The organism is Rothia sp. HMSC072B03 (genome assembly GCF_001809565.1).
Lineage (GTDB): Bacteria > Actinomycetota > Actinomycetes > Actinomycetales > Micrococcaceae > Rothia > Rothia mucilaginosa_A.
The window spans coordinates 684,284-709,959 of sequence record NZ_KV797969.1 but is presented as its reverse complement, the minus strand read 5'-3'; the positions used below and the strand labels follow the sequence as shown (position 1 = coordinate 709,959).

General features: G+C 64.0%; 17 protein-coding genes and 1 tRNA gene. 10 read left to right on the top strand and 8 right to left on the bottom strand.

Annotation, left to right across the window (positions count from 1 at the left end):
- Positions 1-83: 83 nt before the first annotated feature.
- Complete coding sequence (locus HMPREF2630_RS06275; protein ID WP_049343409.1) at positions 84-941, bottom strand: lysophospholipid acyltransferase family protein; 858 nt, start codon at positions 939-941, stop codon at positions 84-86.
- Positions 941-2,374 carry a UDP-N-acetylglucosamine 1-carboxyvinyltransferase gene (gene murA, locus HMPREF2630_RS06270; RefSeq protein ID WP_049333152.1) on the bottom strand — a complete coding sequence of 478 codons (1,434 nt, stop codon included), beginning with the start codon at positions 2,372-2,374 and terminating at the stop codon, positions 941-943. Before murA ends, HMPREF2630_RS06275 begins: the two co-directional genes overlap by 1 nt.
- A gap of 537 nt (positions 2,375-2,911) precedes the next feature.
- Between murA and HMPREF2630_RS06265 the strand changes: the two genes are divergently transcribed.
- Positions 2,912-4,414 carry a transcriptional initiation protein Tat gene (locus HMPREF2630_RS06265; RefSeq protein ID WP_246822759.1) on the top strand — a complete coding sequence of 501 codons (1,503 nt, stop codon included), beginning with the start codon at positions 2,912-2,914 and terminating at the stop codon, positions 4,412-4,414.
- A 113-nt stretch (positions 4,415-4,527) separates the two neighbouring features.
- On the opposite strand, the gene leuD is transcribed toward HMPREF2630_RS06265, so the two are convergent.
- Together leuD and leuC are read right to left on the bottom strand one after the other, a co-directional pair.
- A complete protein-coding gene (gene leuD / locus HMPREF2630_RS06260) occupies positions 4,528-5,121 on the bottom strand; it encodes a 3-isopropylmalate dehydratase small subunit (protein ID WP_049333154.1) in 594 nt (197 codons plus the stop codon).
- 31 nt (positions 5,122-5,152) lie between these two features.
- Positions 5,153-6,595 (bottom strand): 3-isopropylmalate dehydratase large subunit, encoded by a 1,443-nt coding sequence (leuC, locus tag HMPREF2630_RS06255; RefSeq protein ID WP_049333156.1) that lies wholly within the window; start codon positions 6,593-6,595, stop codon positions 5,153-5,155.
- A 515-nt stretch (positions 6,596-7,110) separates the two neighbouring features.
- On the opposite strand from leuC, the gene HMPREF2630_RS06250 reads away from it, so the two are divergent.
- Positions 7,111-7,920 (top strand): IclR family transcriptional regulator, encoded by an 810-nt coding sequence (locus HMPREF2630_RS06250; RefSeq protein ID WP_049343429.1) that lies wholly within the window; start codon positions 7,111-7,113, stop codon positions 7,918-7,920.
- Positions 7,921-8,106: 186 nt separating this feature from the next.
- On the opposite strand, the gene HMPREF2630_RS06245 is transcribed toward HMPREF2630_RS06250, so the two are convergent.
- Positions 8,107-9,999, bottom strand: a complete 1,893-nt coding sequence (locus HMPREF2630_RS06245) for a GTPase (protein ID WP_070483937.1) — start codon at positions 9,997-9,999, stop codon at positions 8,107-8,109.
- Between the two features lie 76 nt (positions 10,000-10,075).
- Positions 10,076-11,890, bottom strand: a complete 1,815-nt coding sequence (locus HMPREF2630_RS06240) for a GTPase (RefSeq protein ID WP_070483935.1) — start codon at positions 11,888-11,890, stop codon at positions 10,076-10,078.
- 397 nt (positions 11,891-12,287) lie between these two features.
- Between HMPREF2630_RS06240 and HMPREF2630_RS06235 the strand changes: the two genes are divergently transcribed.
- From HMPREF2630_RS06235 to epsC, 7 genes are all read left to right on the top strand, one after another.
- Positions 12,288-13,160, top strand: a complete 873-nt coding sequence (locus HMPREF2630_RS06235) for a DUF6318 family protein (protein ID WP_070483932.1) — start codon at positions 12,288-12,290, stop codon at positions 13,158-13,160.
- Positions 13,161-13,351: 191 nt separating this feature from the next.
- The gene (locus HMPREF2630_RS06230; protein ID WP_246822758.1) at positions 13,352-14,578 is read left to right on the top strand and encodes a DUF6318 family protein; all 1,227 of its coding nucleotides are present in this window, start codon (positions 13,352-13,354) and stop codon (positions 14,576-14,578) included.
- Between the two features lie 282 nt (positions 14,579-14,860).
- A complete protein-coding gene (locus HMPREF2630_RS06225; protein WP_049345544.1) occupies positions 14,861-15,703 on the top strand; it encodes a DUF6318 family protein in 843 nt (280 codons plus the stop codon).
- A gap of 126 nt (positions 15,704-15,829) precedes the next feature.
- The gene (locus tag HMPREF2630_RS06220; RefSeq protein ID WP_070483931.1) at positions 15,830-16,837 is read left to right on the top strand and encodes a DUF6318 family protein; all 1,008 of its coding nucleotides are present in this window, start codon (positions 15,830-15,832) and stop codon (positions 16,835-16,837) included.
- A gap of 202 nt (positions 16,838-17,039) precedes the next feature.
- Positions 17,040-17,810 carry a DUF6318 family protein gene (locus tag HMPREF2630_RS06215; RefSeq protein WP_070483929.1) on the top strand — a complete coding sequence of 257 codons (771 nt, stop codon included), beginning with the start codon at positions 17,040-17,042 and terminating at the stop codon, positions 17,808-17,810.
- Positions 17,811-18,425: 615 nt separating this feature from the next.
- A complete protein-coding gene (gene cysK, locus HMPREF2630_RS06210) occupies positions 18,426-19,361 on the top strand; it encodes a cysteine synthase A (RefSeq protein ID WP_049343414.1) in 936 nt (311 codons plus the stop codon).
- A 294-nt stretch (positions 19,362-19,655) separates the two neighbouring features.
- Positions 19,656-20,240 carry a serine O-acetyltransferase EpsC gene (gene epsC / locus HMPREF2630_RS06205; protein ID WP_049343415.1) on the top strand — a complete coding sequence of 195 codons (585 nt, stop codon included), beginning with the start codon at positions 19,656-19,658 and terminating at the stop codon, positions 20,238-20,240.
- A 174-nt stretch (positions 20,241-20,414) separates the two neighbouring features.
- Here the strand turns inward: epsC and gndA are convergent, their stop codons facing one another.
- Entirely contained in the window at positions 20,415-21,887 is a 1,473-nt protein-coding gene (gene gndA / locus HMPREF2630_RS06200; protein ID WP_070483922.1) for an NADP-dependent phosphogluconate dehydrogenase, read from the bottom strand.
- A 193-nt stretch (positions 21,888-22,080) separates the two neighbouring features.
- A tRNA-Val gene (locus HMPREF2630_RS06195) sits at positions 22,081-22,153 on the bottom strand.
- A 495-nt stretch (positions 22,154-22,648) separates the two neighbouring features.
- On the opposite strand from HMPREF2630_RS06195, the gene aceE reads away from it, so the two are divergent.
- The gene (aceE, locus tag HMPREF2630_RS06190; protein WP_070483920.1) at positions 22,649-25,381 is read left to right on the top strand and encodes a pyruvate dehydrogenase (acetyl-transferring), homodimeric type; all 2,733 of its coding nucleotides are present in this window, start codon (positions 22,649-22,651) and stop codon (positions 25,379-25,381) included.
- Positions 25,382-25,676: the final 295 nt, after the last annotated feature.

The following is a 25,676-nucleotide window of genomic DNA, read 5'->3' as shown; positions in this document are numbered from 1 at the left end:
CCACGGATGCGGGGTGCGGGCATTGGTGTGGCTGGTAGGGGGAGGGTGCGAGCCGGGATCGCGCGGGCGGCCGGGGCGAAGGTCTACTTCGCGTCCGGTTCGCCGAGGGCGCCGCCGACCGGACCCGAGGGGGTGCCGGGGGCTTCGCGGCGCTTGGTGCGCGGGTTCCAGCGTCCCTCGGGGGCCTTCTCTCCGCGGATTTCCTCAAGTTCGGCGGTGATGGCGTCCAGCATCGCGTCGGTGACCACGCCCAGCTCGGTGCGGGTGTGCTTCGCCTCCGGGCTGGGGTCGGCCACGAGGGAGGCGATGTCGAGGGCCGGTCCGACCTTTACTCGCACGGTCTTGCGGGGGAAGAGCGAAACCTTGCGCTTTTCCTTCACGCGACCGTCCTCGCCGGGCTCATCCACGTAGCCGAGAATCTGTTCGTCGCCCCAGTGCGCTACCGGGTAGACGGGCGCGCCGGTGGACAGGGCCAGACGAGCCGCGCCGGTGCGGGCCTGCATGGGCCACAGCTGCGGGTCGTGGGTAGTGGTACCCTCGGGGAAAATCACGACGGCGCCGCCGGCCTCCACGACCTTGCGAGCGGTAATCAGTGACTTGCGGGCATCCACCGAGCCGCGCACCACGGGGATGTGCGCGAGCTTGCGCATGATGTAGCCGAGCACGGGAGCGCGGAAGAGTGAGTCCTTCGCCAAGAAGCGCGGCAGGGCTCCGTTGACGAACGCGGGGAAAGCCACGGTGACCGGGTCGAGCTCGGTCGTGTGGTTGGCAACGATGATGTACCCGCCATTCTTCGGCAGGTTCTCGCGGCCGGTAATTTCGACGCGCGCGATGAGCTTATACACCCCGCGCGCTGCATTACCGAGTACCTTGTAGAGCGCATCGCCGTAGGCGGTGGGTTCAATTTCCGGCAGTGCCTTCTTTCCCTGCTGCCCGCTCATTAGCCCTGAACCTCAACTTCCTCGGGCTCCACCACGACGATGGCGGCGTCCGGCTTGGGGGCCTTGGAAGCCTTGCGCTTGAGCACCTCAAAGTTTGCGCCCAGGTTCTTGAGCTTCTGCTCAAAGTTCTCGTAGCCGCGGGCAATCAGCTCAACACCGCTCACGTGGGAGGTACCCTTGGCGGTCAGCGCCGCGATGATGTGGGAGAAGCCGCCGCGCAGGTCGGGAACCTCGATGTCGGCACCGGTCAGCGGGGTGGGGCCGGAGATGATGGCGGAGTGGCCGTAGCCCTTACCCTCGAAGCGGCAGGGTGCGCCGCCCACGCAATCGCGCATCACCACAATGTCGGCGCCCATCTGCTTGAGGGCGTTGGTAAAGCCGAAGCGCTCCTCGTACACGGTCTCGTGCACGATGGAGGCACCCTTAGCCTGGGTCAGCGCCACGACGAGCGGCTGCTGCCAGTCAGTCATGAAGCCGGGGTGCACGTTGGTTTCAAAGACGATGGGCTTGAGCTCTGCGCCGGGGGTGCGACGGGCGGGGTGGGTGAAGCGGATGCCCTCGTTGGTCACCTCGTACAGGCCGCCCATCTTGCGGAACTGGTTCAGGAACGCGGTCATGTCCTTCTGAGCCGCGCCGCGCACGAAGATGTCGCCGCCGGTGGCCAGGGCCGCGGAGGCCCAGGAAGCGGACTCGTTGCGGTCGGGCAGGGAGGTGTGGTCGTAGCCGGTCAGCTCGTCCACGCCCTCGATGACGATGGTGCGGTCCTCGTTGATGAAGATGATGGCGCCCATCTTCTGCAGTACGGCGATGAGGTCAATAATCTCGGGCTCAATCGCGGCGTTGCGCAGAACGGTCTTGCCCTTGGCGCGCACGCCGGTGAGCAGAACCTGCTCGGTAGCGCCCACGGAGGGGTAGTTCAGCACGATCTCGGCGCCCTTCAGGCCCTCTTCGGGCACGATCAGGGTGGTGCCGGTCTCGTCGTCCTTCTCGACGACGGCGCCGAACTTACGCAGCGCGGCCATGTGGTAGTCGATGGGGCGGTCACCGATCTTGCAGCCGCCCAGGTTGGGGATGCGCGCGGTGCCCAGGGTATGCAGCAGCGGGCCCACCATCAGAATCGGAATACGCGAGTTACCACCGAAGAGCTGAATCTCCTCCGCGTTCTTGGCCGCGGTGGTCGCGTCCTGGGCGGGGTTGAGGGTGAGAACACCGGACTCGGGATCATAGTCAACCTTCGCACCGTGCAGTTCAACCAGGGTGGTAACGATCTCCACGTCGCTCAGGTCGGGGACGTTGCGCAGGGTCGAGGGGGTCGAACCGTGTAGTGCTGCGACCATCGCCTTGGGCACCAGGTTCTTGGCGCCGCGTACGTGAACCTCACCGACGAGCGGGGTGCCACCTTCGATGCGAAGCTTGCTGATGTTCTCAGTCATTAAAAATCCTTTGGAGCGTCGGTCGGTGCGACCCGAACCGGAAAACCGTGTGTAACTGCGCCAGCGTTGTGTACGTGCCGTGCCTTCGAGCGCGAAGGTGAAACGGGCGCATATATTCATCATTATTCTAAGCCCCAGTGTAAAGGTGCTCCAAACAAGGAAGGACGTTCCCCCGTAGTGGGCCCACTATGCGGAGAGTGCACCTCTGATACGCGACGCTACGCCAACCTCGCTCCCCCACCCCGCCAGACAGATTGTGGCGCTCGGCGGCGCGGATACCACCTCGCGGGTTTGACGCTTGACGTTTCTGAGGCGCATGGATGCGGTCAAGGCCTCGCCCCGAAAAATACTTGAGAAACGCGTAAAAAAATAATTTAACATACCTGAAAATTCATTACACCGCAAATAAATACGGGATTGGGGCTAAATATATCGTCGAAAACCCTGAACATAACCCGGAACTTGAACCTTACTCGCGTTTCACCCCTACAATAACGTGCGCAGCTGCACCTGCGCGCTACACACCGAAAGAACCCAATGAACTACCATCACAAATCACACACCACCGCACATCACACCGATTCCCGAACCACCGGCACCCGAGCCGCAGCATCGCCGAAGATGTCGCGCCGCAACCTCGTTCGGGGAGCCGCCTGGAGCACCCCCGTCATCCTCGCCAGCTCCGCCATCCCGGCGTGGGCAGCTAGCGTCGAGGCCTGCACCCCCGCCCTCTCCCTCAAGCCCGCGGCCACCGGCTACGACGACGTGAAGGGGGCCTACAGCGAATGGATCGTTCCGCAGGGCACCGGCCGCGTGCGTTTCGATCTGATCGGCGGCGCAGGCGGAGCCACCTCCTCCTTTACCCCCTCGTACCTTGCCCAAGAGACTGACTCCTACCTCATCGGCGGAGGCGCGGGTGCCCAGCTCAGCGGCATCCTGAAGGTCTCGGAGGGCGATATCCTGCGCGTCTGGGCCGGCAACGGCGGCGTCGGTGCCGCATCCGGCACCCGCCCCGCACTCGGCGGCGGCGGTTACGCGGCGGGCGGCGACTCCACCGGCTCCAGCACGCAGATCGGCCAGGCGCAGACCCCCGAGAGCACCTCCGGCATCGTCTACGGAGCCTCCGGCGGCGGCTCCTCAGCCATCGAGCTGGTCCGCAACGGCACCGTCACCGTGGTAGCCGTGGCCGGCGCTGGCGGAGGCGGCGCGCAGTTCGCGACCCTCGCAAGCCACTTCGCGGTCTTTTCGGAAGCCCCCGATGACCAGCTCAACCCGGCCATGCGCATTGCCGCGGATGGTGCCGGCACCGCTATCGGCGGCGGTAACGCCGGGGCCGACGCGAGCCAGGATAACGACGGCCAGGGCGGCATGCTCATGGCGCGCCCCTACCAGACCCTCCACCCCGTCACCACCTGGGACGAAGACATGGACCTGCGCATCAGCGTCACCGGAGGCACCCCGGGCCGCGCGGGCGTACCCGGCACGACCGGAGAGGCACTCATCGGCGTACTCGGCGCCAATCGCCAGCTGACGCTCAAGGACATGAAGACCCCCTGGTTTGAAAACGTCGAGTTCCCGCCCTACTACGGCTACGACGGCGACTCCGTGGTCACCGGTGTCAAGGGCACCGGAGGCTCCGAGGCTACCTCCGGGTACAAGGGTCGAGGCGGCTCGGGTGCCCTCATCGCCCACGAGCAGGATAGGTTCAGCCTGACCAGCATCGCCTCGGGTGGCGGCGCTGGATACGGCGGCGGCGGCGCGGCCCTGAACATCTGGACGGCCGCCACCTACTTTGATGACGTCTTCGGCCGCCAGGTGCAGTTCAGCGAGGGCGGCAGCATCACCTCCGTCACCGCGATGAGCAGCGGCGGCGGGGCGGGCGGCAGCTACATCAACCACGAGCTGGTGAGCGACTTCAGCCTGTCCACCGCAAAGAACGCGAACTCGCAGGTGGGCGTGCGCTCCCCCGGCTCGGTGCAGCTGTACAACTGCTCGGAGAACGCATCCCTCGCTTCCCCCATCACGGGAGAGGCCGCCTAACGCTATTCCGAGGTATTCCACGCGCATGACAAAAGCTCGGGGCGGTCACCTTTTCGGTGACCGCCCCGAGCTTTTAGCAATTCGGTACTCTCGCGGCAGCGAGGTGCAGGCGTTTAGAGCTCCTGAGTGCGCGGCATCCAGGAGGGGCGCTTCGCCTCGTACGCCTCGATGGCGTCAATGTTCTGCAGGGTCAGGCCGATGTCGTCCAGGCCCTCCATGAGGCGCCAGCGCACGTAGTCGTCAATCTCGAAGGGAACGACCAGCGCACCCACGGTCACAGTCTTCGACTCCAGGTCGACCGTGATTTCGGTGCCGGGCTCGTGCTCCAGGGCCTTCCAAATCAGCTCGATGTCATCCTGGGCGACCTGGGCGGTCACCAGGCCCTGCTTGCCCGAGTTACCGCGGAAAATATCGGCAAAGCGAGCGGAGATAACGACCTTGAAACCGTAGTCGCGCAGCGCCCACACGGCGTGCTCACGCGAGGAACCGGTGCCGAAGTCGGGGCCGGCCACCAGAACGCTACCGTGCTTGTAGGGCTCCTGGTTCAGGATGAACTCGGGGTCCTTGCGCCAGTTGGCGAAGAGCGCGTCGTCGAAGCCGGTCTTGGTCACGCGCTTGAGGTAGACCGCGGGGATAATCTGGTCGGTATCAACATTCGAAGAACGCAGCGGTACGCCGATACCGGTGTGCTTAATAATGGGTTCCATAATGGCTCTCCTTTATAGCGTCGGTGGCGTATTACGCCAGAACGTCGGACGGTGCGGACAGGGTACCGCGCACGGCGGTTGCGGCGGCGACCACCGGGGAGACCAGGTGGGTGCGGCCGCCCTTGCCCTGGCGTCCTTCAAAGTTACGGTTCGAGGTGGAGGCGCAGCGCTCGCCGGGTGCCAGCTGGTCGGGGTTCATGCCCAGGCACATGGAGCAGCCGGCGAATCGCCAATCGGCACCGAAGTCCTTGAAGACCTTGTCCAGGCCCTCTTCTTCGGCCTGTGCGCGCACCTTCTGGGAGCCGGGCACGACCATCATGCGCACGTTCTCGGCGATGGTGCGGCCGCGCACGATGTCGGCCGCGGCGCGCAGGTCCTCGATGCGGGAGTTGGTGCAGGAGCCCAGGAAGACGACGTCCACGGGGATTTCCTTCATGGGGGTACCCGCCTCCAGGCCCATATACTCGAGGGCGCGGGTTGCGGCAACCTTGTCGTTCTCGTCCTCAAAGTCGTCGGGGGACGGCACGGACTGGCTCAGCGGCACGCCCTGGCCGGGGTTGGTGCCCCAGGTAACAAAGGGCTCGAGCTCGTCGGCGTTGATGAAGATTTCCTTGTCGAAGACGGCACCTTCGTCGGTGGGCAGGGTCTTCCAGTACTCCACAGCCTTGTCCCACTCTTCACCCTTGGGGGCGTGCGGGCGGCCCTTGATGTACTCGAAGGTGGTCTCGTCGGGGGCGACCATACCGGCGCGTGCACCCGCCTCGATGGACATGTTGCACATGGTCATGCGGCCCTCCATGGAGAGGGAGCGGATGGCGGAACCGCGGTACTCGAGCACGTAGCCCTGGCCGCCGCCGGTGCCGATCTGCGCGATGACGGCGAGGATGATGTCCTTAGCGGTCACGCCGGGCTTGAGGGTGCCCTCAACGTTGATGGCCATGGTCTTGAAGCGTGCCAGGGGCAGGGTCTGGGTGGCCATGACGTGCTCCACCTCGGAGGTGCCGATACCGAAGGCCAGCGCACCGAACGCACCGTGAGTGGAGGTGTGGGAGTCACCGCAGACGATGGTCATGCCGGGCATGGTCAGGCCGAGCTGCGGGCCGACCACGTGCACAATGCCCTGTTCCTTGTCGCCCAGGGAGTGGATGCGCACGCCGAATTCCTTGGCGTTGCGGCGCAGGGTCTCAATCTGGGTGCGGCTGGTCAGGTCGGCGATGGTGCCGAAGATGTTGTCGGTGGGGGTGTTGTGATCCTCGGTGGCGATGGTCAGGTCGAGACGGCGCAGGGGGCGGTTCTCGATGCGCAGGCCCTCGAAGGCCTGGGGAGAGGTCACTTCGTGCAGTAGCTGCAGGTCGATGTAGAGCAGGTCGGGCTTGCCGTTTTCGCCGGGGACGACAACGTGGGCGTCCCAGACCTTTTCTGCCAGGGTGCGCGGACGGGTGCCCGCGGTGGTTGCGTTCTGTTCGCTAGTCATGCTTTCTCCTGCTTGATGCGTTCCTACGGTGGATGCGTTCGGTGTGGTGCGTACCGCAAGTTTGCGGAGTTGAGGGGCGGATTATGTACCCGATGGGACCCTCAAATCGGTATTTCCCTGCGGCGTGTCGCATATTTTTTCACGGATTCTTAGCCTGTGAGACGGCCTAGAAACACCCCGAACTAGCGAGTGTTTTTATGTGGGTTTGCTCTATGACTCCAGGGTAATTTTGCGGGATTATTCGCATTTTTCTGCGTCTTTTCGCATATTTTCACCCATAAACCCACGCAAACACTTATTATGAAAAGTTCATAATTTATCCCGTAGGGGGTGATTCCATCTTCAGCTCTGCATCCCAAAGAGTCCATGAAGTCCGGGGTATCTTTCATATTCTGAGATAGAATGAAGGAATGACTCCTTCCGCATCACGTTTCAGCGCACACGGAATGCGTCACGTCAACGCATCCACACAACACAACGCACCGATCATCGACCCCGTCAAGCCGCCCGAGCACATGAACGCCGATGAGCATGTGGTAGAGGTACACTCCCACAGTTCCTCCGGCGTGGGTGTGCTCGACAAGGCCACGCTCATCCTCGACTGCCTCGAGGCCGGCCCCGTCTCCCTGGGCGATCTCGTCAAGGCCACCGGCCTGGCACGCCCCACCGCGCACCGCCTCGCCGTGGCCCTGGCCCACCACCGCCTCGTGGCCCGCGACGTGCAGGGCCGCTTCATGCTCGGCCCGCGCCTGACCGAGCTGGCCTCCGCCACAATCTCTGACGAGCTCACCACCGTGGCCAACCCGATTCTGCAGCAGCTCAGCATCGACGCCGACGAGTCCACCCAGCTGTACCGCCGTCAGGGCGATTGGCGCGTATGCGTCGCGACCGCTCCCCGCCCCTCCGGCATGCACGAGTCCATCCCCCTGGGCACCCAGCTGTCCATGCAGGCCGGCTCCGCCGCACAGGTGCTGCTGGCATGGGAAGACCAGAACCGCATCGTCGAGGGCCTGCGCGACGCCCACTTCAGCGCCGCCATGCTCGCGGCCGTGCGCCGCATCGGCTGGGCACAGTCCGTGGGCGAACGCGAACGCGGCACCGCCTCGGTTTCGGCCCCCGTGCGCGCACCCGGCGGCAAGGTGATTGCGGCCGTGTCCATCTCGGGCCCGATCGACCGCATGACCCGTCAGCCCAACCGCAACTACCCCGAGCTGGTCTTCAAGGCCGCGCACGCCATCACCGAGGGCCTGCGCGAGCTTTCGGCCTCGCACGGACACGTTGACAGCGAGGCGGAGACCCCCGCCGACCCCAACGAGGTCGGCTAGTTTCAGCGGCACCTCGCAGAAACAGCATTGTGCAGACTAATAGTCCCTCCCCGCCTTTTCCGGCGGGGAGGGACTATTCGTATTCGGGCTGGCGCGCGCCGGGGCTGGGCTGGTGGGTGCCAGCGCTGGGCTCCGAGTCAGCACCCCCTGGTATAGGCGCCGGCCTGAGAGGTCCCGACTATCCCGCTAGGGCCGGATCTCGAGTGCCGAACGGTAGGCCTGCAGGCGCTGAGCCTCCGCCCGCACGGGCTCGATGACGCAGGAGCGGACCGCCTCCTCGACCCCAGCGTTCAGGCGGACGCGCAGGCGGCGAGCGTAGCGTCGGGCACCCCAGGCCGTCAGTAGCCGCCCCAGTCCGGCGGCGGCAATGCCCAGCAGCACGCCCAGGATGACGAGCTGGGTCGGCAGGGGCACCGGGAACCCCTCGGGGGCAGGAGGCGGCGGCAGCTGAATCTGCAGATAGCCCAGCCCCGCGATGAGGGTCAGCCAGGCCACGCCCACCAGGGCGCTGAGCAGAGCCAGCCACTGCAACACGTTGAAGACCGCCCACGGGGCACGCTGGCGGCCGCGCGTGTAGTCGATGCGCGCGATGTCACGCTCAATCAGGGTCGGCAGCTCGGACTCCCGCGAGAGGGCTGCCTCGCCGAGGGAGCGCTTCCAGGGTTCGCCTACGTTCTGTCCCATGCGCGAGCCGTAGCGGCGCACCGCGTTGGCCGTGTTTGCCTTCTGCGCGGCGCTCAGCGGGGGCAGCGAAGGGGCCACGAGCTCGGGCGCGGAATCCTGGGCGTACCCGCCCAGCATCCCGGGGTTCGAGGCCCCGGCACCCTTCTCGCGCCCGCCCTTCGCGTCGCTCTTTGTGCCGTTCTTTCCCTCAGAACCGGTTCCGAGGTGAAGGCGGCGCAGGGGGTCGGCCTTCAGGCGTCCCACCCAGCGCGTGGCGATCCAGCCGGTGCGGGTGCGGGCCGCACGGCGGTACGACTCGGTGGCCGCCTCCAAAACCTGGGCGGCGGGGCTCGCATCGTAGCAGGCCTGCGTCAGCTCCCGCTCGGCGTTCAGCGCGTAGGTTCCGGCCAGGACCGTCCCCTCTCCCCCGGCGTAGGCGCGCAAATCGTTGGCGATGGCGTGCAGCTGGGCGTCCGTGCTCTGCAGCGAGGCACTCTTCGCGGCGGCCACCTGAGCCAGCAGATCGCGGAGCGCGTCCATTCCCTCACCGGTTCGGGCCGAGACAGCCAGGGGCGGAGCCAGCAGGTGCCGGTCGGTACCTTCGGCCTGCATCAGGTGCGTCAGGGAGGCCAGCACGGCGGGCACCTCGGAGGGCTCAAGCTTATCGGCCTGGTTGAGAACGCAGAGGGTCTGCGCGCCGGAGGCGGCCAGCGGCACCATGAACTCGCTGTGAATCACCGCATCGGCGTACTTCTGGGGGTCGACAACCCAGACGAGCACATCCACGTAGCGCATCATGCGGGCGGCAATCTCGCGGTTGGCGGTGGTGACGGAATCGAAGTCGGGCATGTCCAGCAGAATTAGGCCGCCGGTGCGGGTGCGGGTTTCGCCGCGGCCCACCATGCGCCGGATGCGGTTGAAGAGGCCCGGGGCCGGCTCGGTCACCGCGTTGGGGGCGGACTGCGCGCTCGCGGCGTTCTGAGTCTGTCCCTCGACGTCCCGGATAAATTCCGTGCTCTGGGGGTACACGCGGTTCTCGATGCCCAGCCAGTCCAGCAGTTCGTCGCTGTCCTCGGCGCCCCAGACGGCGGCCTGCACCGCGGAGGTCGTGGGGCGCGTGGGCGCCGAGCGGGCGATGGGGTACCCCGCCACGGCGTTGAAGAGCGTGGATTTGCCGCTGCCGGTCGCGCCGAAGAAGCCGATGATGGTGTGCTCGGTGGAGAGCTCGCGGCGGCGGCTCAGGCGTTCGAGGGCCTCGGAGGCTTCGAGCACCACGGATTCGGGGAGGCGGTCGCGGCCGTAGTCCAGCGCGTCGTTGAGGCTCGCGACGGCCCGGGCAAAGGTTGAGACGGCCCGGGGAGCCTGGGGTTCCGCCGGCGGGTTCGGGCGGTCACCTCGGGGGTTGTGGGTGGTCATAGTGGGCTTTCTGGAAGGTCTGGTGGGTTTTGGCTGGGAGCTAAGAACCGCTGCCGGGAAGAGGTGGTTCCTGTGGCTAGGCGCTCTCGGCGGTCATGGCCTCGGCAAGCGATTGCACGCTGCGGGCCGCGTCCCAGACCGTTTCGGCGGGCACTTCGGGTTCGGTTTCCGCCAACAATTCGGTGAAGGGGCGTCCGTGCTCGCGTAGCAGGGCACCCATGCGTTCGAGCAGGTCGGTGCGGGCCCGGGTGGCCATGCGGCGCACGGCGTCCTCGCCGAAGATGGATTCGAGGAGCTTGGCGCCGACCACGCCGCTACCGCCGGCGATGCCGACCTCCACGCCGGTGAGACCTCCCGTGAGGCTGAACGCGGCGACCATCATGAGCACGGCCACGGCGTTGACGCTCAGCGAAAGGAATCGGGCGCGCTGGCGCTTGCCGGCGCCCTCCTCGCGAATCATGTCGAGCACCGAGGCCTGCCAGAGGCGGATTTCCGCGGCCACGGCGGCCGAGAACTCTTCCTCGGGCGTGGCGCCGGCGGTCGGGGCGGGGGCCGCGTCCAGCCGGTGCAGCAGGGAGCGGCCGGCACGGGTCGAACGCCAGCGGGCGCGGGTGCCTTCGGAGGCTCGGGAGGCCGCATCCACGACCACGGCGTAGATGCCGCTTTCGAGAGCGTCCTCGACCTTCTGCGCGGCGGCGGGTTGGCCCCGCAGCGCCGAGCCCACGCGGTCGCGCAGGCGGCCGATGGTGCTGTCCAGGGAGCGGAAGAAGTCGCCGGTGCCCACGAAGTCGTGCCAGCGAGAGAGCACCTCGCCGCGCAGCAGCGAGCCGTCCGAGAGCGCCGCGTCGATACCCGCCAGGGCCTTTTCGTACTCTTCGGAGGCGACCTGGGCCAGGGCGCGATGGGAGGCCTGCTGCCCCTCCTGCTCGAGGGCGAGGGTGCGCAGATTCCGGGCGAGCGTCTCGACGGTTCCTGCAAGCGTCGTGCGGGCGATGGCGGCGCGGGCGGGCGCGTCGGCCCCGAGCTCGCGAATCCACAGGGTGAGCGGGGCCAGGCTGATGGGGTTGATAAGCCCTCGATCGTCGCGCGGCTGCTCGGTCACGGTGTGGATCAGCACGGCCTCGATCCCGGCCTCGCGGAGCATGCGGCGCAGGTCGGTCTCGATGGCTTCTTCGTCCCCTTCGGGAACGCGGTTGAGCACCACGGCGATTGCGATGGAGCGCGCGGCCGCCGCGTGGAGCAGTTCCCAGGGCACGGCGTCGGCGTAGCGGTTGGCGGTGGTGACGAAGAGCCACAGATCGGCGGCGGAAAGCAGTTCCTTGGCCAGGGTGCGGTTTTCTTCGGAGACCGAGTCGATATCGGGCGCGTCGATGAGCGCGATGCCGCGCGGCAGGGCCGCCGTGGGTACGGGCACGAGCGCCTGCGGAACCAGCGGGTCGGCACCGGGCAGGCCCTCCCCCTTCTGCACGCGGGTGCGGGGCAGGGTCGGCAGAAAACGGTCGGGGGTCAGGGCGGCCTCGTCTTCGGCGCGGTAGAGCAGCACGGGGTGGCGGGTGGTGGGTCGAATCGCGCCGGATTGGGTGAGGGGTTCGCCCAACAGGGTGTTGACCAGGGTGGATTTGCCGGCGCCGGTGGATCCGCCAACCACGATGGTAAGCGGGCTGTCCATGCTGGCGCTGCGGGGCAGGATGTAATCGTCAAGCTGCCGGGCCATGGAGGCGATTAGGGCCCGGGCGGAGGCTGTGTCTATCGTTGCGGAGGCGGCCTCGCGAGCGCCGCCGTGCCCCTCCCGAGGAAGGCCGGTTTCTTCGGGGTCGACGTCCAGTGAGAGGGGGATGCGAGTGAGGAGTTCGCGCACTGCCTGAAGCTGCGCATAATCGGTGGTAGTCACAGCGTTATTGTCCCACAGCTCACGCCGTCACACCGTTATGGAGGTCAGCGGGGGCAATTTTATAGGGGTTGTTCCGAACACATTGGTTCGTTCGCTCCCGCCCTATTGAAAGGAGAAAAATAAAGATTTGATAACTTTTTACCCTGAGAGGCATATACTCGCGTGAGGGCCCCAAAAAAGTCCCTAAAATCATCTGACACGACCCATTTACTTTTCGGGTCGGGTCGCGGTTCACTCCCGCGTTCGCCTTCCCGCGCATACGGTGCGCACCGGTTTATAACCGCCCGGTGCACACCCGGTTCCCCTACGGTTCACCGCAAGGTTCTCACCGGCCCGCCGAACCGAGGGGGCTCCACCTGCCCATACTACACACTCACCCTCACCGCGAAAGGTCTGCATGCCCGAATCGCTCTCTCGCCGCCGCCTTCTGGCGCTCTCCTCCGGGGCGGCGTTTAGCGTACTCGCAACTGCCTGCGGCGCATCCTCTTCCGATATTAAGGGGTCTAACGGCAAAGCGTCGGACGACTCAGCACCCGAGCCCACCGCTTCGACCAGCCCGACCTCGGCTGCCGTTTCTCGCAGTATTCGTCGCGCCGAGCCGCTGCCGGCTTCGGCGTTGGACGGTCGCGGCCCCGTGATTCTCCCCGACCGCTATTTTGAACGCGAGGGCGTCTTCTCCTCCGGAACGCTCAGCCACCGCGCCGTCAACGTTCCCCGTCCCCTCAAGCCCGAGGAGTTGGGTGAGCGTAGCGTCGAGGGTCTGCACTCGTTCCTGCAGTACTGGAGCGCCGCGCAGAACTACATGTTCCTCACCGGCAACACCGAACCCTTCATGGATCTGCCCGGCCAGGAACGGTTCAACCACATGACCAACATGTACCGCGATATTTACCGCTATAACATCGGTTGGCTCGTGTCGAAGAGCAACGCTCCCCTGTGCATCAACCTGGACAGCGCCCAGCCGGTTCCCGTTTCGACGGCAGACGTGTACTGTTGGAAGGCCACGCTCAAGGTGGATGAGTCGGCGTTCCTCTTCAACCACGAGACGCTTCAGCGCGAGCTTCTCACCAAGGTGTACGGTCACAAATCTCAGGCTGATGTCTACGTGTACTTTGGCGAGGAGGGTTGGCAGATGCTGGAGGATCCGCAGGCTTCCCCCAGCGCGATCGCCACTCCCTCGACCGGTTCGAGTGCTCAGCCAACCCCTAACGCGACCCCCTCAGCGAAGGCCACAGCGAAGGCCACCCGATATCTTCAGGGCTCCAAGTAAATCCTCCCGTTGCAGGTGACATAGGGCACGGACGTGGGGGTTTATTTGTGTGCCGGGCGCGAACTCTATAGGCTTAGGGCTATACGGGCTTCGCGCCTGTGCTTCCTTCAGCATCGACGGGGGGCATCGCGTGCGGGCCTCGCAACACACCACCGATACTTCCGTTTCACATCATGTTCGAGGGGATCATCATGATTCACAGCCGCCGCCGCTTCTTCGCCGTCACGGGCACCGCAGCCCTGGGCGCGATGCTTGCCGCCTGCGGGTCGAAGAGCACTTCGACGGCCACTGCCTCCGCCACTGCCTCCGCCACGATTGCCGGCGCGTACGATAACCTCTCCGGCGAGCTGAAGTGGACCAAGTTCGTTCCGGGCCACGGCGCCTCCGCGATCAGTAGCACCGACCCGACCACCGGCGAGGTGTACACGATTGAGCCGACCGCGGGCCCGGCTTCGGTGGATGCCAAGGCGAGCTCGGTGCCGATTCCCATCGAGGATGAGACCATGTACGACAAGAACGCTCGCGGCCTGCGCGCGACCTTCGCGTACTTCGCGGCGGCCGTGAACTATGCGCGCACCACGGGTGACACGGGTCCGGCCCTGCAGGTTGTGCATCCCGACAACGCCCCGCAGCGCGCCTCGCTCGAGAAGCTACGCGCCTTCTACGCACCGGGCACGAACTGGCTTGTGGACGGCGGCTGGACCTACCGTCTGACCGAGAAGCAGCCGGTTACGCGCGGCACGAAGTACTCGTGGGCCTGCTCGGTGACGCAGGAGCACGGTCTGGTGGTGGAAAAGGCCACCAATACGACCAAGCCTCTCGAGAACACCGAGGCGCAGGACATCACGGCCCTCTACGCCGAGTACGACGAAGAGGCGAAGCGCTGGACGGTGATTTCGGCGCAGCAATACGATCCGTCGATGACGCCTAAGCCGATGCATACCTCGCGCCCGCAGCCCTCCTCGACCTACACGCCGACGGTGACCGATGACAGCACCGCGGCGGCTCACACCGGTTCGGGTTCCAACGCCGGTTCTGGCGCCAACGCTAACGCGGGTGGTTCCGCGCGAAGCGGTGCGAATACCGGCGCGCAGAACGGCGCGGCTAACACCGGCGCCCAGAACGGTGGTGCACAGAACGCGCCGGCCCCCGCCGGCCAGGGTGGCGCTCAGAACGGCGCGGCTAACACCGGCGCCCAGAACGGTGGTGCACAGAACGCCCCCGCGCAGAATGTTGCGACCCCCGCGGCTCCGGCCGGCCAGCAGAGCGCTGAGGCCCCCGCCCAGCAGAATCCGGCCCAGCAAAACCCGACTCAGCAGAACCCCGCGGCTCCGACCGCCGGTGGTGCCGCGGATCATCCCGCGGGCGATGCCGCCGCTGCCAACCCCGCTGCGGCCGAGGCTCCGGCGGCCCGATAGCCCGCCGAGAGGACGAACGAGTGAGCGGTCCGCAAGTCCCGGCCACCCCACCGACGTTACACGGGTCGGAGTGTGGACGGACCCGAGCCTACGATGGGCGGCATATCACCCCCTGCGCGTCGGTGATGTGCCCGGCCGCGGGTGCGCGTGCGCGTTATACTTAGGACTGTCTCGTTCGACGACGATTCGGTACGGCCATCCGGCATCTCGCGCCGTCGGCGACGGGCTTTCCTCTCACTCCTTCACTCCTCTCGTACGAGAGTTTCACGCGAAAGGTACTCCGTGGCACTTTTCCCCCATGCCTCCGGGCAGTCCCCCCGTTCCGCGTCCGGTCTGAGCCGACGAGCCGCCCTGCGGTATGCCGGTGTTGGCGTTGCGGGCGTGTCGCTGAGTGCTCTGCTGGCCGCCTGCGGTGGTAGCTCCAACCCCTCCGCGTCGGCTGACCCCGATGAGCCGGTGGTGACTCCCTCCGCGTCGGCTCGCACCGATTTTAGCGGTGAGGTAACCTTCGATCACTTCGAGTCCAAGGGCGAATTTGTTGCGGCCACGGAGTCTGCCCCGGCGCAGAACGTGCCGGTGCCCAAGCGTCCCGAGAGCGCGGCGCAGAACTCGATGCAGGGCCTGTACGATTCAATCGGTTTTGTCTACGCGGCCATCAACTACCTGGTGCTGACCGGTGACCCCGCTCCCCTGCGCGAATCGAAGGTCGATGAGAAGTTTATTTCTTCCCTTTCGATGTTCATGGACGAGGGCAACGCAAGCACCCAGGCACGCGACTGGTACGTATCACCCAAGGTGACTCTGAAGGCCTACACGGCCCTTCCGACCCTGGTGAAGAAGAGCGTTCAGTGGACCTTCGACTTGGTGATTGATCTGGGCCCGACCATGGTCTTGGATGGTGCCCCGGTGTCGATTTCCGAGAAGGAACGTCGCATTGAGCGCGGTCTGGTTGTCACGGGTGTGCGCCAGGAGAACGACTGGGCTCTGACTATCCAGGACGAGTACGAGGTTCAGGCCTCGGCGCCGGCAAGTGGCGGCGCGGGCTCGCAGACCGGCGGTAACGACGGTTCCGGCAACAGCAACCCCGGTAGCTCCGGTGGTAGCGGTTCCGATGATAAGCTCTAAATCTTTGCCGAATGGCGCCCATGCCCTAACCTGCCCGTCGGGTTAGGGCATGACTTCTAGTCGGGGCCTGTAATTATAGATCATTACGTCACGCCCCATACCCCATCTACGTGAGGTGTATTTCCGATGACTTTTCCTTCCGATTCTTCCGTTTCCCCCGCGTCCGCTCGGGTTTCGCGCGGTGTCTCCCGCCGTTCTCTCATCCACGCGGGTCTGGGCCTTTCGGGGTCAGCCGCCGCCGCGCTCCTGCTGAGCGCTTGCGGTTCCTCAAATTCGGGGTCGCAGGGAAGCGGTAACCAGGGTGGTAGCCTTTCGGGCTCGAAGTCGAGCGCTAACCCGAACGGTTACACCGACGACGGTAAGAACTACTCCGGAACGGTGGAGTACACCCACTTTGAGGGTGCTCTGGACTATGAGCCGGGCACCGTTGATCACCCGCCGCGTAACGCGCCTAAGCCGCAGGTGACCGACGCACTTTCTATGAATACGGTGACGGGTTTTCACGAGGCCATTGCATACTTTGCGGCGGCGATGGATTACCTGGTGAAGACCGGTAGCACTGAGGCGTTCTCGACGGGTATCACCCTGGCTTCGAAGACCCGCTCCGAGATTGACGCCCTCTCGACGTCGATTCTGGCGGGTGTTGAGAAAGGCTCCTGGTACGTAAACCCCTCGGCTTCTTACGCTCTTTCGAGCGCGCAGCCGTCCATCATGAGTGACGGCAACCTGCTCTTCAAGGGTCAGTACACCCTTGACTTTGGCGCGGAGGCGGTGGCCGAGGGCAAGGTGCAGCCGGTGGTTGCTTCTGCGAGCGCCTCCGCATCGGCCGAGGCTACCGAGCCTTCCGAGGACGCGCTGGTTTCCGGTGAGGCTACCACGGCTTCGGCTTCTCCTTCCGCCGCGGGCCCTGCTTCTCAGGTGACGGTTCAGGAGTGCGACTTCCGCGGACGCTACCACGCCGACTCGAAGATGTGGGAGCTGAGCGTTGCGTACGGTGCCACTCTGCAGGGAGGTGCGGCTTCGGCTTCTGCCGGTACCCCTGCGGGTTCGGCCAGCGCCTCTGCGGGTTCGGCCAGCGCCTCTGCGGGTTCCGCCGTGGAGAGCTCCGCGGCGGGCTCTCCTTCCGCTTCCTAGCTCGAGCCAGCCCTGGCCAGCCCTAGCCCGGATTGCGTCCCGCGTTCGCGAGCTGGTTCGCCGTTTGGCCGGGCTTTCGTTCGTTCCTCGCCGAACGAGATACTTCTCACGCGGCCGCGTCTTCAGGCCGGTCCGGACTCTGTATTGAGGCGCGTTTGCGGTTAAACTGGTTGCAATCACCGAATGTTTGAAAGGTATCACTATGTCTGAGATTCTGACCCGCCGCGCGGCGCTGGGTGTGCTGGGCGTCAGCTCCATGGCGCTACTGGCGGCCTGCGGTTCGAAGGCTTCCTCCGAGGCCTCCGCATCCCCCTCTGATTCCCCCTCCGCTACCTCCGAGACGACTGCTTCGGCTAGCGCCTCCGAGACTGCCTCTCCGAGCGCTTCCGCTTCGCCCTCGGCGAGCGCATCGGCGACCGCAACGAACTCGCCGCTACCCAACGACGATAAGGACTACCGCGGTGTAGCAAAGCTGGAGAAGATGGAAGACCACGGTGAGTACCAGCCGGGTAACGCTGAGCACCCGCCGCAGAATGTTCCCTCCCCGGTCGTACCGGAGACCATGCACCAGAATTCGGTGGCCGGTTTTGCCTCGGCGCTGGCTTACTTTGGTGCGGCGTTTGAGTACCTGCTGCGCACCGGCGATATGCACTACATGAACGAGGTCAGTACCGACCAGGAGACCCTGGCCGCGATGAAGAAGTACGCAGATTCCACCAAGTCCGGTATTGATGCGAAGAAGACCTGGTACGTGAACCCGACCGCTACCCTGACCATTGAAACCAAGCAGCCGGTTCTGGCTCAGGGTGCGTACAACTGGACCGTGACCCTGAACGTGGATCTGGGTGAGAAGCTGTTCAAGGACGGCAAGGAGCAGACCGTGGCGGCTGATAAGCGTCACGTGAAGATGTTCGGTGAGGCCGTGGGCCGCTACCTGAACAATAAGTGGGACCTCCACATGGACATCAACTAGTCGGTTTGCCCTCGCGTTTGTCCTCGCTCTCGGACCGGTTGTTCACTCGAAGGATCGTTCCGGGGGCGCTCCGCGGATGCGCTTTTTGGGCCGTCCGCGGAGTGTATGTGAGAGGTTTGCGCCCTCCGTAACAGGAGCCGTAACGCGAGCCGCAAATATTTTTTCATCCAGTAGCAATAAAATGGCCCGCCTAGACTTGCGGTGAACGGGGTTCACCACTACTCTTGTATACAGAGGTTGTCTTTTTGGGCTACATAATGTTTCAAGAAAGCACCGCGCATTCTCCGTGAGGGAGGGCCTTTAGGACAAAGGTGAGGCGCGGTGCTTTTCTTTTTGCCCACTCAAGGTACCCGCCGAGGTTCCGGTCACGGCATAGGTTGAGGCGACGCATCCAGCGGAAGCCTCGAGGGATCCGGCGTGGAGGCACCGCCGGGGCACCCCGTTGATGCGCGCTCGTGCAGGCTTCCCGGTCACGAAAAGTCATGTTACGAACTGTGACCGCAGGTTTAAACCTGCCGCCGCCGAGTAGTAGAGTGTCCACGTACCCAAATTATTCACTGGGGAGGCCCAGCTATTCCGGTAGTCCCCTCCCCCATGCTCAGAAGGAGCACCTCCATGGCAAAGATTGTCAACAGCATCGTCGAGGCTATCGGCGAGACTCCCCTGGTCCGCCTGAACCGTCTGGACGAGGGCCTGCCCGGTAACGTCGCCGTCAAGCTCGAGTTCTACAACCCCGCAGGTTCCGTCAAGGACCGTATCGGCCGCGCCATCATCGACGCCGCCGAGGAGTCCGGCGCTCTGAAGCCCGGCGGCACCATCGTCGAGGGCACCTCCGGTAACACCGGTATCGCCCTGGCCATGGTCGGTGCGGCTCGTGGCTACCGCGTCATCCTGACCATGCCCGAGACCATGTCCGCTGAGCGCCGCGTCCTGCTGCGCGCATACGGTGCGCAGATCGTGCTGACCCCCGGTACCGAGGGTATGCGCGGCGCCGTGGAGAAGGCTAAGGAAATCGTTGCCAACACCGAGAACGCTATCCTGGCTTCGCAGTTCTCCAACGAGGCTAACCCCGCCATTCACTACAAGACCACCGGCCCCGAGATTTGGGAAGCAACCGACGGCAAGGTCGACATTTTCGTGGCCGGCATCGGTACCGGCGGCACCATCTCCGGTTCGGGTAAGTACCTGAAGGAGCAGAACCCCAACATTAAGGTTGTCGCCGTGGAGCCCAAGGACTCCCCGCTGCTCTCCGAGGGTCGCGTTGGCCCCCACAAGATTCAGGGCCTGGGCGCCAACTTCGTTCCCGAGACCCTGGACCGAGGCATCTACGACTCCGTGACCGCCGTCAGCGCTGAGGACGCTATGCGCACCTCCCGCCAGCTGGCCACCCAGGAAGGTATCCTGGGCGGCATCTCCTCCGGCGCGGCCGTCTGGGCAGCTCTGGAAGAGGCCAAGAAGTCCGAGAACAAGGACAAGCTGATCGTGGCTATCGTTCCCGACTTCGGTGAGCGTTACATCTCCACCGCCCTCTACGAGGACATCCGCGGCTAGTAGACCCCGGTCTTCGGCCCCCGTGGGGCCGCCGTCTAGAACAGTACGCGGTGTTCGACGCTCCGTCCCGGTTGCACGCCGGGGCGGAGCGTTTGCGTTCCCCCGCGATGCTCCCCCGCTTAGGGCCCGCCCGAGCCCGAATATTACGTTCCGCACGCAATTGTGACCGAGATGTTAAAGAGAGCGCTCACTATGACGACGACAGAGTTCGGGAATAGGTGAATGAGCACCGTTGTTGGTACCTTTGGAAAGGTCGCACACACAGAGCACGACCGTTGAGGGAAAGGGAACCCCATGAGTTTTATTGCGCGCCTGCGTGAAGATATTGAGAACGTCCGCCAGCACGACCCCGCTGCCCGTGGCGCTGTCGAGATCGCTCTGAACTATTCGGGCATGCACGCCATCTGGGCGCACCGCCTCACGCATAAGCTCTGGCAGAAGGATGAGACGAAGGCGCTGGCTCGTACTCTCTCGCAGTTTGCTCGTTTTCTGACCGGCGTGGAGATTCACCCGGGCGCCACGATTGGCCGCCGCTTCTTCATCGATCACGGCATGGGGATCGTGATTGGTGAGACCGCTGAGGTTGGCGACGACGTGATGCTCTACCACGGTGTGACCCTGGGTGGTCGTTCCTTGGAGAAGGTGAAGCGTCACCCCACGATTGGTGACCGCGTGACCATTGGTGCCGGCGCGAAGGTGCTGGGGCCGGTGGAGATCGGCTCCGATAGCGCGATTGGTGCGAACGCCGTGGTCGTCAACGATCACCCGGCCGATTCGATTATTACCGGTATTCCCGCGAAGCACCGCCCGCGCACCCCCGAGAAGAAGAAGCCCCTGGTGGACGCCGTGGCGTACATCGACCCGGCGATGTGGATTTAGAGCTCCTCCCCGCTTTCTGCGCCCGTAGCGGCGCGTTGAGAGGCTCCCTGCGGTGCTCTTCGGCGCCGTGAACAACGGCGCATAGCCGAGACATCAAGAAGACATAGCAAAGGCCCGCCCCGACCGGATGTGAAATCCGGCCGGGGCGGGCCTTTCGCGGTCAGCTACGGGAGCTTAGTGAACGTGGATATCCGCTGCGTTCACCTCGGAACGGTCACCGCTCCACATGGTGTGGAAGGCGCCCTCTTCGTCGATACGACCGTAGGTGTGCGCACCGAAGAAGTCGCGCTGGCCCTGAATCAGGGCGGCGGGCAGGCGGTGGCGGCGCAGGCCGTCGTAGTAGGACAGGGCGGAAGCGAACACCGGCACGGGGATGCCCAGTGCGGTTGCCTTAGCCACCACGCGACGCCAGGAAGGAACGAGCTCCTCCATGAGGTTCTTGAAGGCGGGTGCCAGCAGCATGTTCGCGGGTGCTTCGCCTGCGTAGGCAGCCATGATGTCGCCCAGCAGCTCGGCGCGGATGATGCAGCCTGCACGCCACAGCGATGCGATGGTGTCCAGCTTCAGGTCCCAGCCGTACTCCTTGCCTGCGCGGGTGAGCAGGTCCATACCCTGTGCGTAGGCCACGAGCTTGGATGCGAAGAGTGCGCGGCGCACGTCCTCAACGAACTCGGGGTCGCCGGCGCCCACACCGGTGGTGGCAATCAGGCCGGCGGACAGCTCGCGCTGAGCCTGCTCGCGCTGCTCACGATCGACGGAGGACAGGGCGCGGGCGAAAACGGACTCTGCGATGGCGGAGACAGGGGAACCGAGGTCCAGGCCGGCCTTAGCGGTCCACAGGCCGGTACCCTTCTGGCCGGCGGCGTCAACGATTACGTCGACCAGAGGCTTGCCGGTCTTGGCGTCCACCTGTGCGAGCACCTCGGAGGTGATTTCGATCAGGTAGGAGTTCAGCTCGGTCTTGTTCCAGGCCTTGAAAATCTCTGCCTGCTCGGCGGGTTCAATGCCGGCCACGGAACGCAGCAGGTCGTAGGCCTCGCCAATCACCTGCATGTCGGCGTACTCGATGCCGTTGTGGACCATCTTCACGAAGTGGCCGGAGCCGTCGGTGGAGATCCATGCGCAGCAGGGTGCGCCGTCCTGGGGAGCCTTAGCGGCAATCTTCTCGAGCATGGGGCCGATGTGCTTGTAAGACTCGGCGGAGCCGCCGGGCATCATGGAGGGGCCCCAGAGGGCGCCTTCCTCACCGCCGGACACGCCGACGCCCACGAAGTGCAGGCCCTTCTCGGCCAGTGCGCGCTCGCGGCGGATAGTGTCGGGGAAGTGGGAGTTGCCGCCGTCGATGATGATGTCACCCTCGTCCAGCAGGGGGGTGAGCTGCTCGATCACGGAGTCGACGGGTGCGCCCGCCTTCACCATGATCAGGATGCGGCGGGGAGATTCGAGGGAGTCGACGAGTTCCTGCAGGGACTCGGTGCGGATGAAGTCGCCCTCTGCACCGTGCTCGGCGAGCAGGGCGTCGGTCTTCTCAGCGGAACGGTTGTGCAGTGCCACGGTGTAGCCGTTGCGTGCCAGGTTGCGGGCGAGGTTTGCACCCATGACAGCAAGGCCGGTAACACCAATCTGTGCCTTCTTGTTTTCAGTCATGTATATAAGGATACGCGCTGAGGGCAGGCTATATACAGGTGGAGTGTACTTTTATACCCTGATGAGCTGTTCTTCTCACTCTTGGAGAAATGCGCCGGGGCACGCATCGGGATACGCGCGGGGGAATACGCTGGGCGGGTAAATCGCTGAGGGTAAACAAAACCCCGGTACCGTGCGGTACCGGGGTTAGCGGTGGGTCCTACCGGGATCGAACCGATGACATCCACGGTGTAAACGTGGCGCTCTACCAGCTGAGCTAAAGACCCGTAGTTCTTACTGAGCGAATGTCAGCCGAACACAAGGTAATATTATACAGACCGACTTCTGGGTACGCAAACCATCTAAGCGTGTTATACATCTCACTGTTTTTGACCGGCTCGCGAACCAGGATTCATTGCGTCCTACTCAATCCCACACAACCCCACGGAACACAACACCTTCACCCCAACCAAAATCCCGGTAAAAAGCGGTACTTCGCGGCAATTCCATGTCACCCGTTTTCCCTTGATATATAGGTTCATTTAGACCCTAACACCCCCTCTTTTGAGCCCCGTTTTCCTCAATGATGCCCAGAGTGCGAAAACAACATCACAAAAACATCATTTTGATGCCATGAAGGCCATTTTTAGGTCTAAGATAGTAGAGAAAGAAGCGCAGCAGGTCTAACGGTCTGCCGCGCTTAAACATAGAGATGATTCAAACGACGCAGAATCGCGTCATGAACCATCTGAACAACCGCACAGAAGAGAGGTTGGATTAGTTTGGCTAACGTACCGAACGAGCACTCCCTGAGCACCCTTCTCGATGGCCTGAAGGACATCGACGTCGAAGAGACCCAGGAGTGGGCTGAATCCCTCGAAGACCTGATCAAGACCCACGGCACCGAGCGCGCAGAGTACATCCTCCGTGCACTGCTCAAGGAAGCTGGCGAGAAGGGTGTTAAGGTCCCGACTCTGGTCAAGACCGACTACATCAACACCATTCCCGTTGATCAGCAGCCCGAGTACCCCGGTGATGAGGAACTCGAGCGCCAGTACCGCGCATGGATCCGTTGGAACGCAGCAATCATGGTGCAGCGTGCCCAGAAGAAGGGCATCGGCGTGGGCGGTCACATCTCCACCTTCGCGGGTGTCGCTGACCTCTACGAAATGGGCCAGAACCACTTCTTCCGCGGCCGTAACCACCCCGGTGGCGGCGACCAGGTCTTCTTCCAGGGTCACTCCTCCCCCGGTGTCTACTCCCGCGCATTCGTTGAGGGCGTCCTGACCGAAGAGCAGATGGACGGCTTCCGCCAGGAGAAGACCAAGGGCGCAAACGGTATTCCTTCGTACCCGCACCCCCGTTGCATGCCCGAGTTCTGGCAGTTCCCGACCGTTTCCATGGGTCTGGGCCCCCTGAACGCTATCCACCAGGCATCCTTCAACAAGTACCTGCACAACCACAAGATCAAGGACACCTCCGAGCAGCACGTCTGGGCATTCCTGGGCGATGGCGAGATGGACGAGCCCGAGTCGCGTGGTGCACTGCAGCTGGCTGCAAACGAGCACCTGGACAACCTGACCTTCGTCGTCAACTGCAACCTGCAGCGTCTGGACGGCCCCGTTCGTGGTAACGGCAAGATCGTTCAGGAGCTCGAGGCATTCTTCCGCGGCGCAGGCTGGCACGTCATCAAGGTCCTGTGGGGCTCCGACTACGACGAGCTGCTCAAGAAGGACAAGAGCGGCAAGCTTATCCAGCTGATGAACGAGACCCTCGACGGTGACTACCAGACCTTCCGTGGCGAAGACGGTGGCTACATCCGCGAGCACTTCTTCGGCAAGTACCCCGAAACCAAGGAACTCGTTGCAGACCTGACCGACGAGCAGATCTTCAACCTGCGCCTGGGTGGCCACGACGACAAGAAGCTCTACGCAGCCTACAAGGAAGCTATGGAGACCAAGGGCAAGCCCACCGTCATCCTGGCACAGTCCATTAAGGGTGCAGAGCTTGGCCCCTACTTCGAGGCACGTAACTCCACCCACCAGATCAAGAAGTTCACCATGGAAGCACTGAAGGGCTTCCGTGACCACCTGAACATCCCCATCTCCGACGAGGAGCTGGAGAAGGATCTGTACAACCCGCCGTACTACCTGCCCGAGGCAAACCACCCGGCACTGCAGTACATGCAGGCACGCCGTAAGGAACTCGGCGGCTACATCCCCGGTCGTCCGAACGTCCAGCCCGAGATTATCCTGCCCGAGTCCAAGGTCTACGCACAGACCAAGAAGGGGTCCGGCAAGCAGACCGCTGCTACCACCATGGCATTCGTCCGCCTGATGAAGGACCTCATGCGCGTGAAGGGCTTCGGTCACCGTATTGCCCCCATCACCCCCGATGAGGCACGTACCTTCGGTATGGACTCCTTCTTCCCCTCGGCTAAGCTGTACAACCCCAACGGCCAGAACTACGTGCCCGTTGACCACCAGCTCATGCTCACCTACACCGAGTCCCCCGAGGGCCAGATTGTTCACGTGGGTATTAACGAGGCAGGTGCAACCGCTGCATTCATCGCTCTGGGTTCGTCCTACGACACCCACGGCGAGCCGATGATCCCGATTTACATCTTCTACTCGATGTTCGGTTTCCAGCGCACCGGCGACGGCTTCTGGGCTGCAGCCGACCAGATGTGCCGCGGCTTCGTCATCGGTGCAACCGCAGGTCGTACCACCCTGTCCGGTGAGGGCCTGCAGCACAACGACGGCCACTCCCCCATCCTGGCCTCCACCAACCCGGCCTTCAAGATCTACGACCCGGCATACGGCTACGAGATTGCTCACATCGTGGAGCGCGGTATCGAGCAGATGTACGGTACCAAGGACGAAGACCACAACGTCATGTACTACCTGACCGTGTACAACGAGCCGATTCACCAGCCTGCTGAGCCGGCAAACGTTGACGTTGAGGGCATCATCAAGGGTATCCACAAGATCAGCGAGTCCCCGCTGACCTCCGGTCCCAAGGCACAGCTGCTGGCATCCGGCGTTGCTGTTCCGTGGGCTGAGAAGGCTCAGAAGCTGCTGGCTGAGGACTGGGGCGTCTCCGCAGACCTCTGGTCCGTCACCTCGTGGACCGAGCTGCGCCGCGACGGCATTGCCGCTGAGGAAGAGGCTCTGCTGAACCCGAACCAGCCCGCTCGCGTTCCTTACGTGACCCAGAAGCTGGCAGGTGCCGCTGGCCCGATCATCGCGACCACCGACTACACCTCGGATGTTCCCGACCAGATCCGCCAGTTCGTTCCGAACGACTTCGCAACCCTGGGTGCCGACGGCTTCGGCTTCGCAGACACCCGCCCGGGTGCACGTCGCTTCTTCCACATCGATGCAGAGTCGGTTGTTGTCCGCACCCTGCAGATGCTGGCAAAGCGCGGCGAGGTTGCAGCAGACGTTCCCGCGAAGGCATTCGCTAAGTACGACCTGCTCAACGTGAACGCTAACTCCGAGCTGGAGCAGCACTAATCATTTAGCTGTAGAACCCCGGTTCTGCGTTAGACGCTAAACGAAGGCCCCCGGTTGATGATTCATCAACCGGGGGCTTTCGTGTTTTAACTGTGAAGGGGTGCAGGATGCCCGAGCTGCTTCCTGTTGATATGGTCGTTGACTATGCGTTTCTCATGTAATAAATCAGACGTGACCGGAGTTTTGGTTGCCGTGCGCACCTAGCCGGTGGTAGGCTTTAACCACCCTTCAACTATGATATTCGCCATAGTATTGGTGGATATTTTAGGGTGCCCTACCAGCATTACGGGGGGGG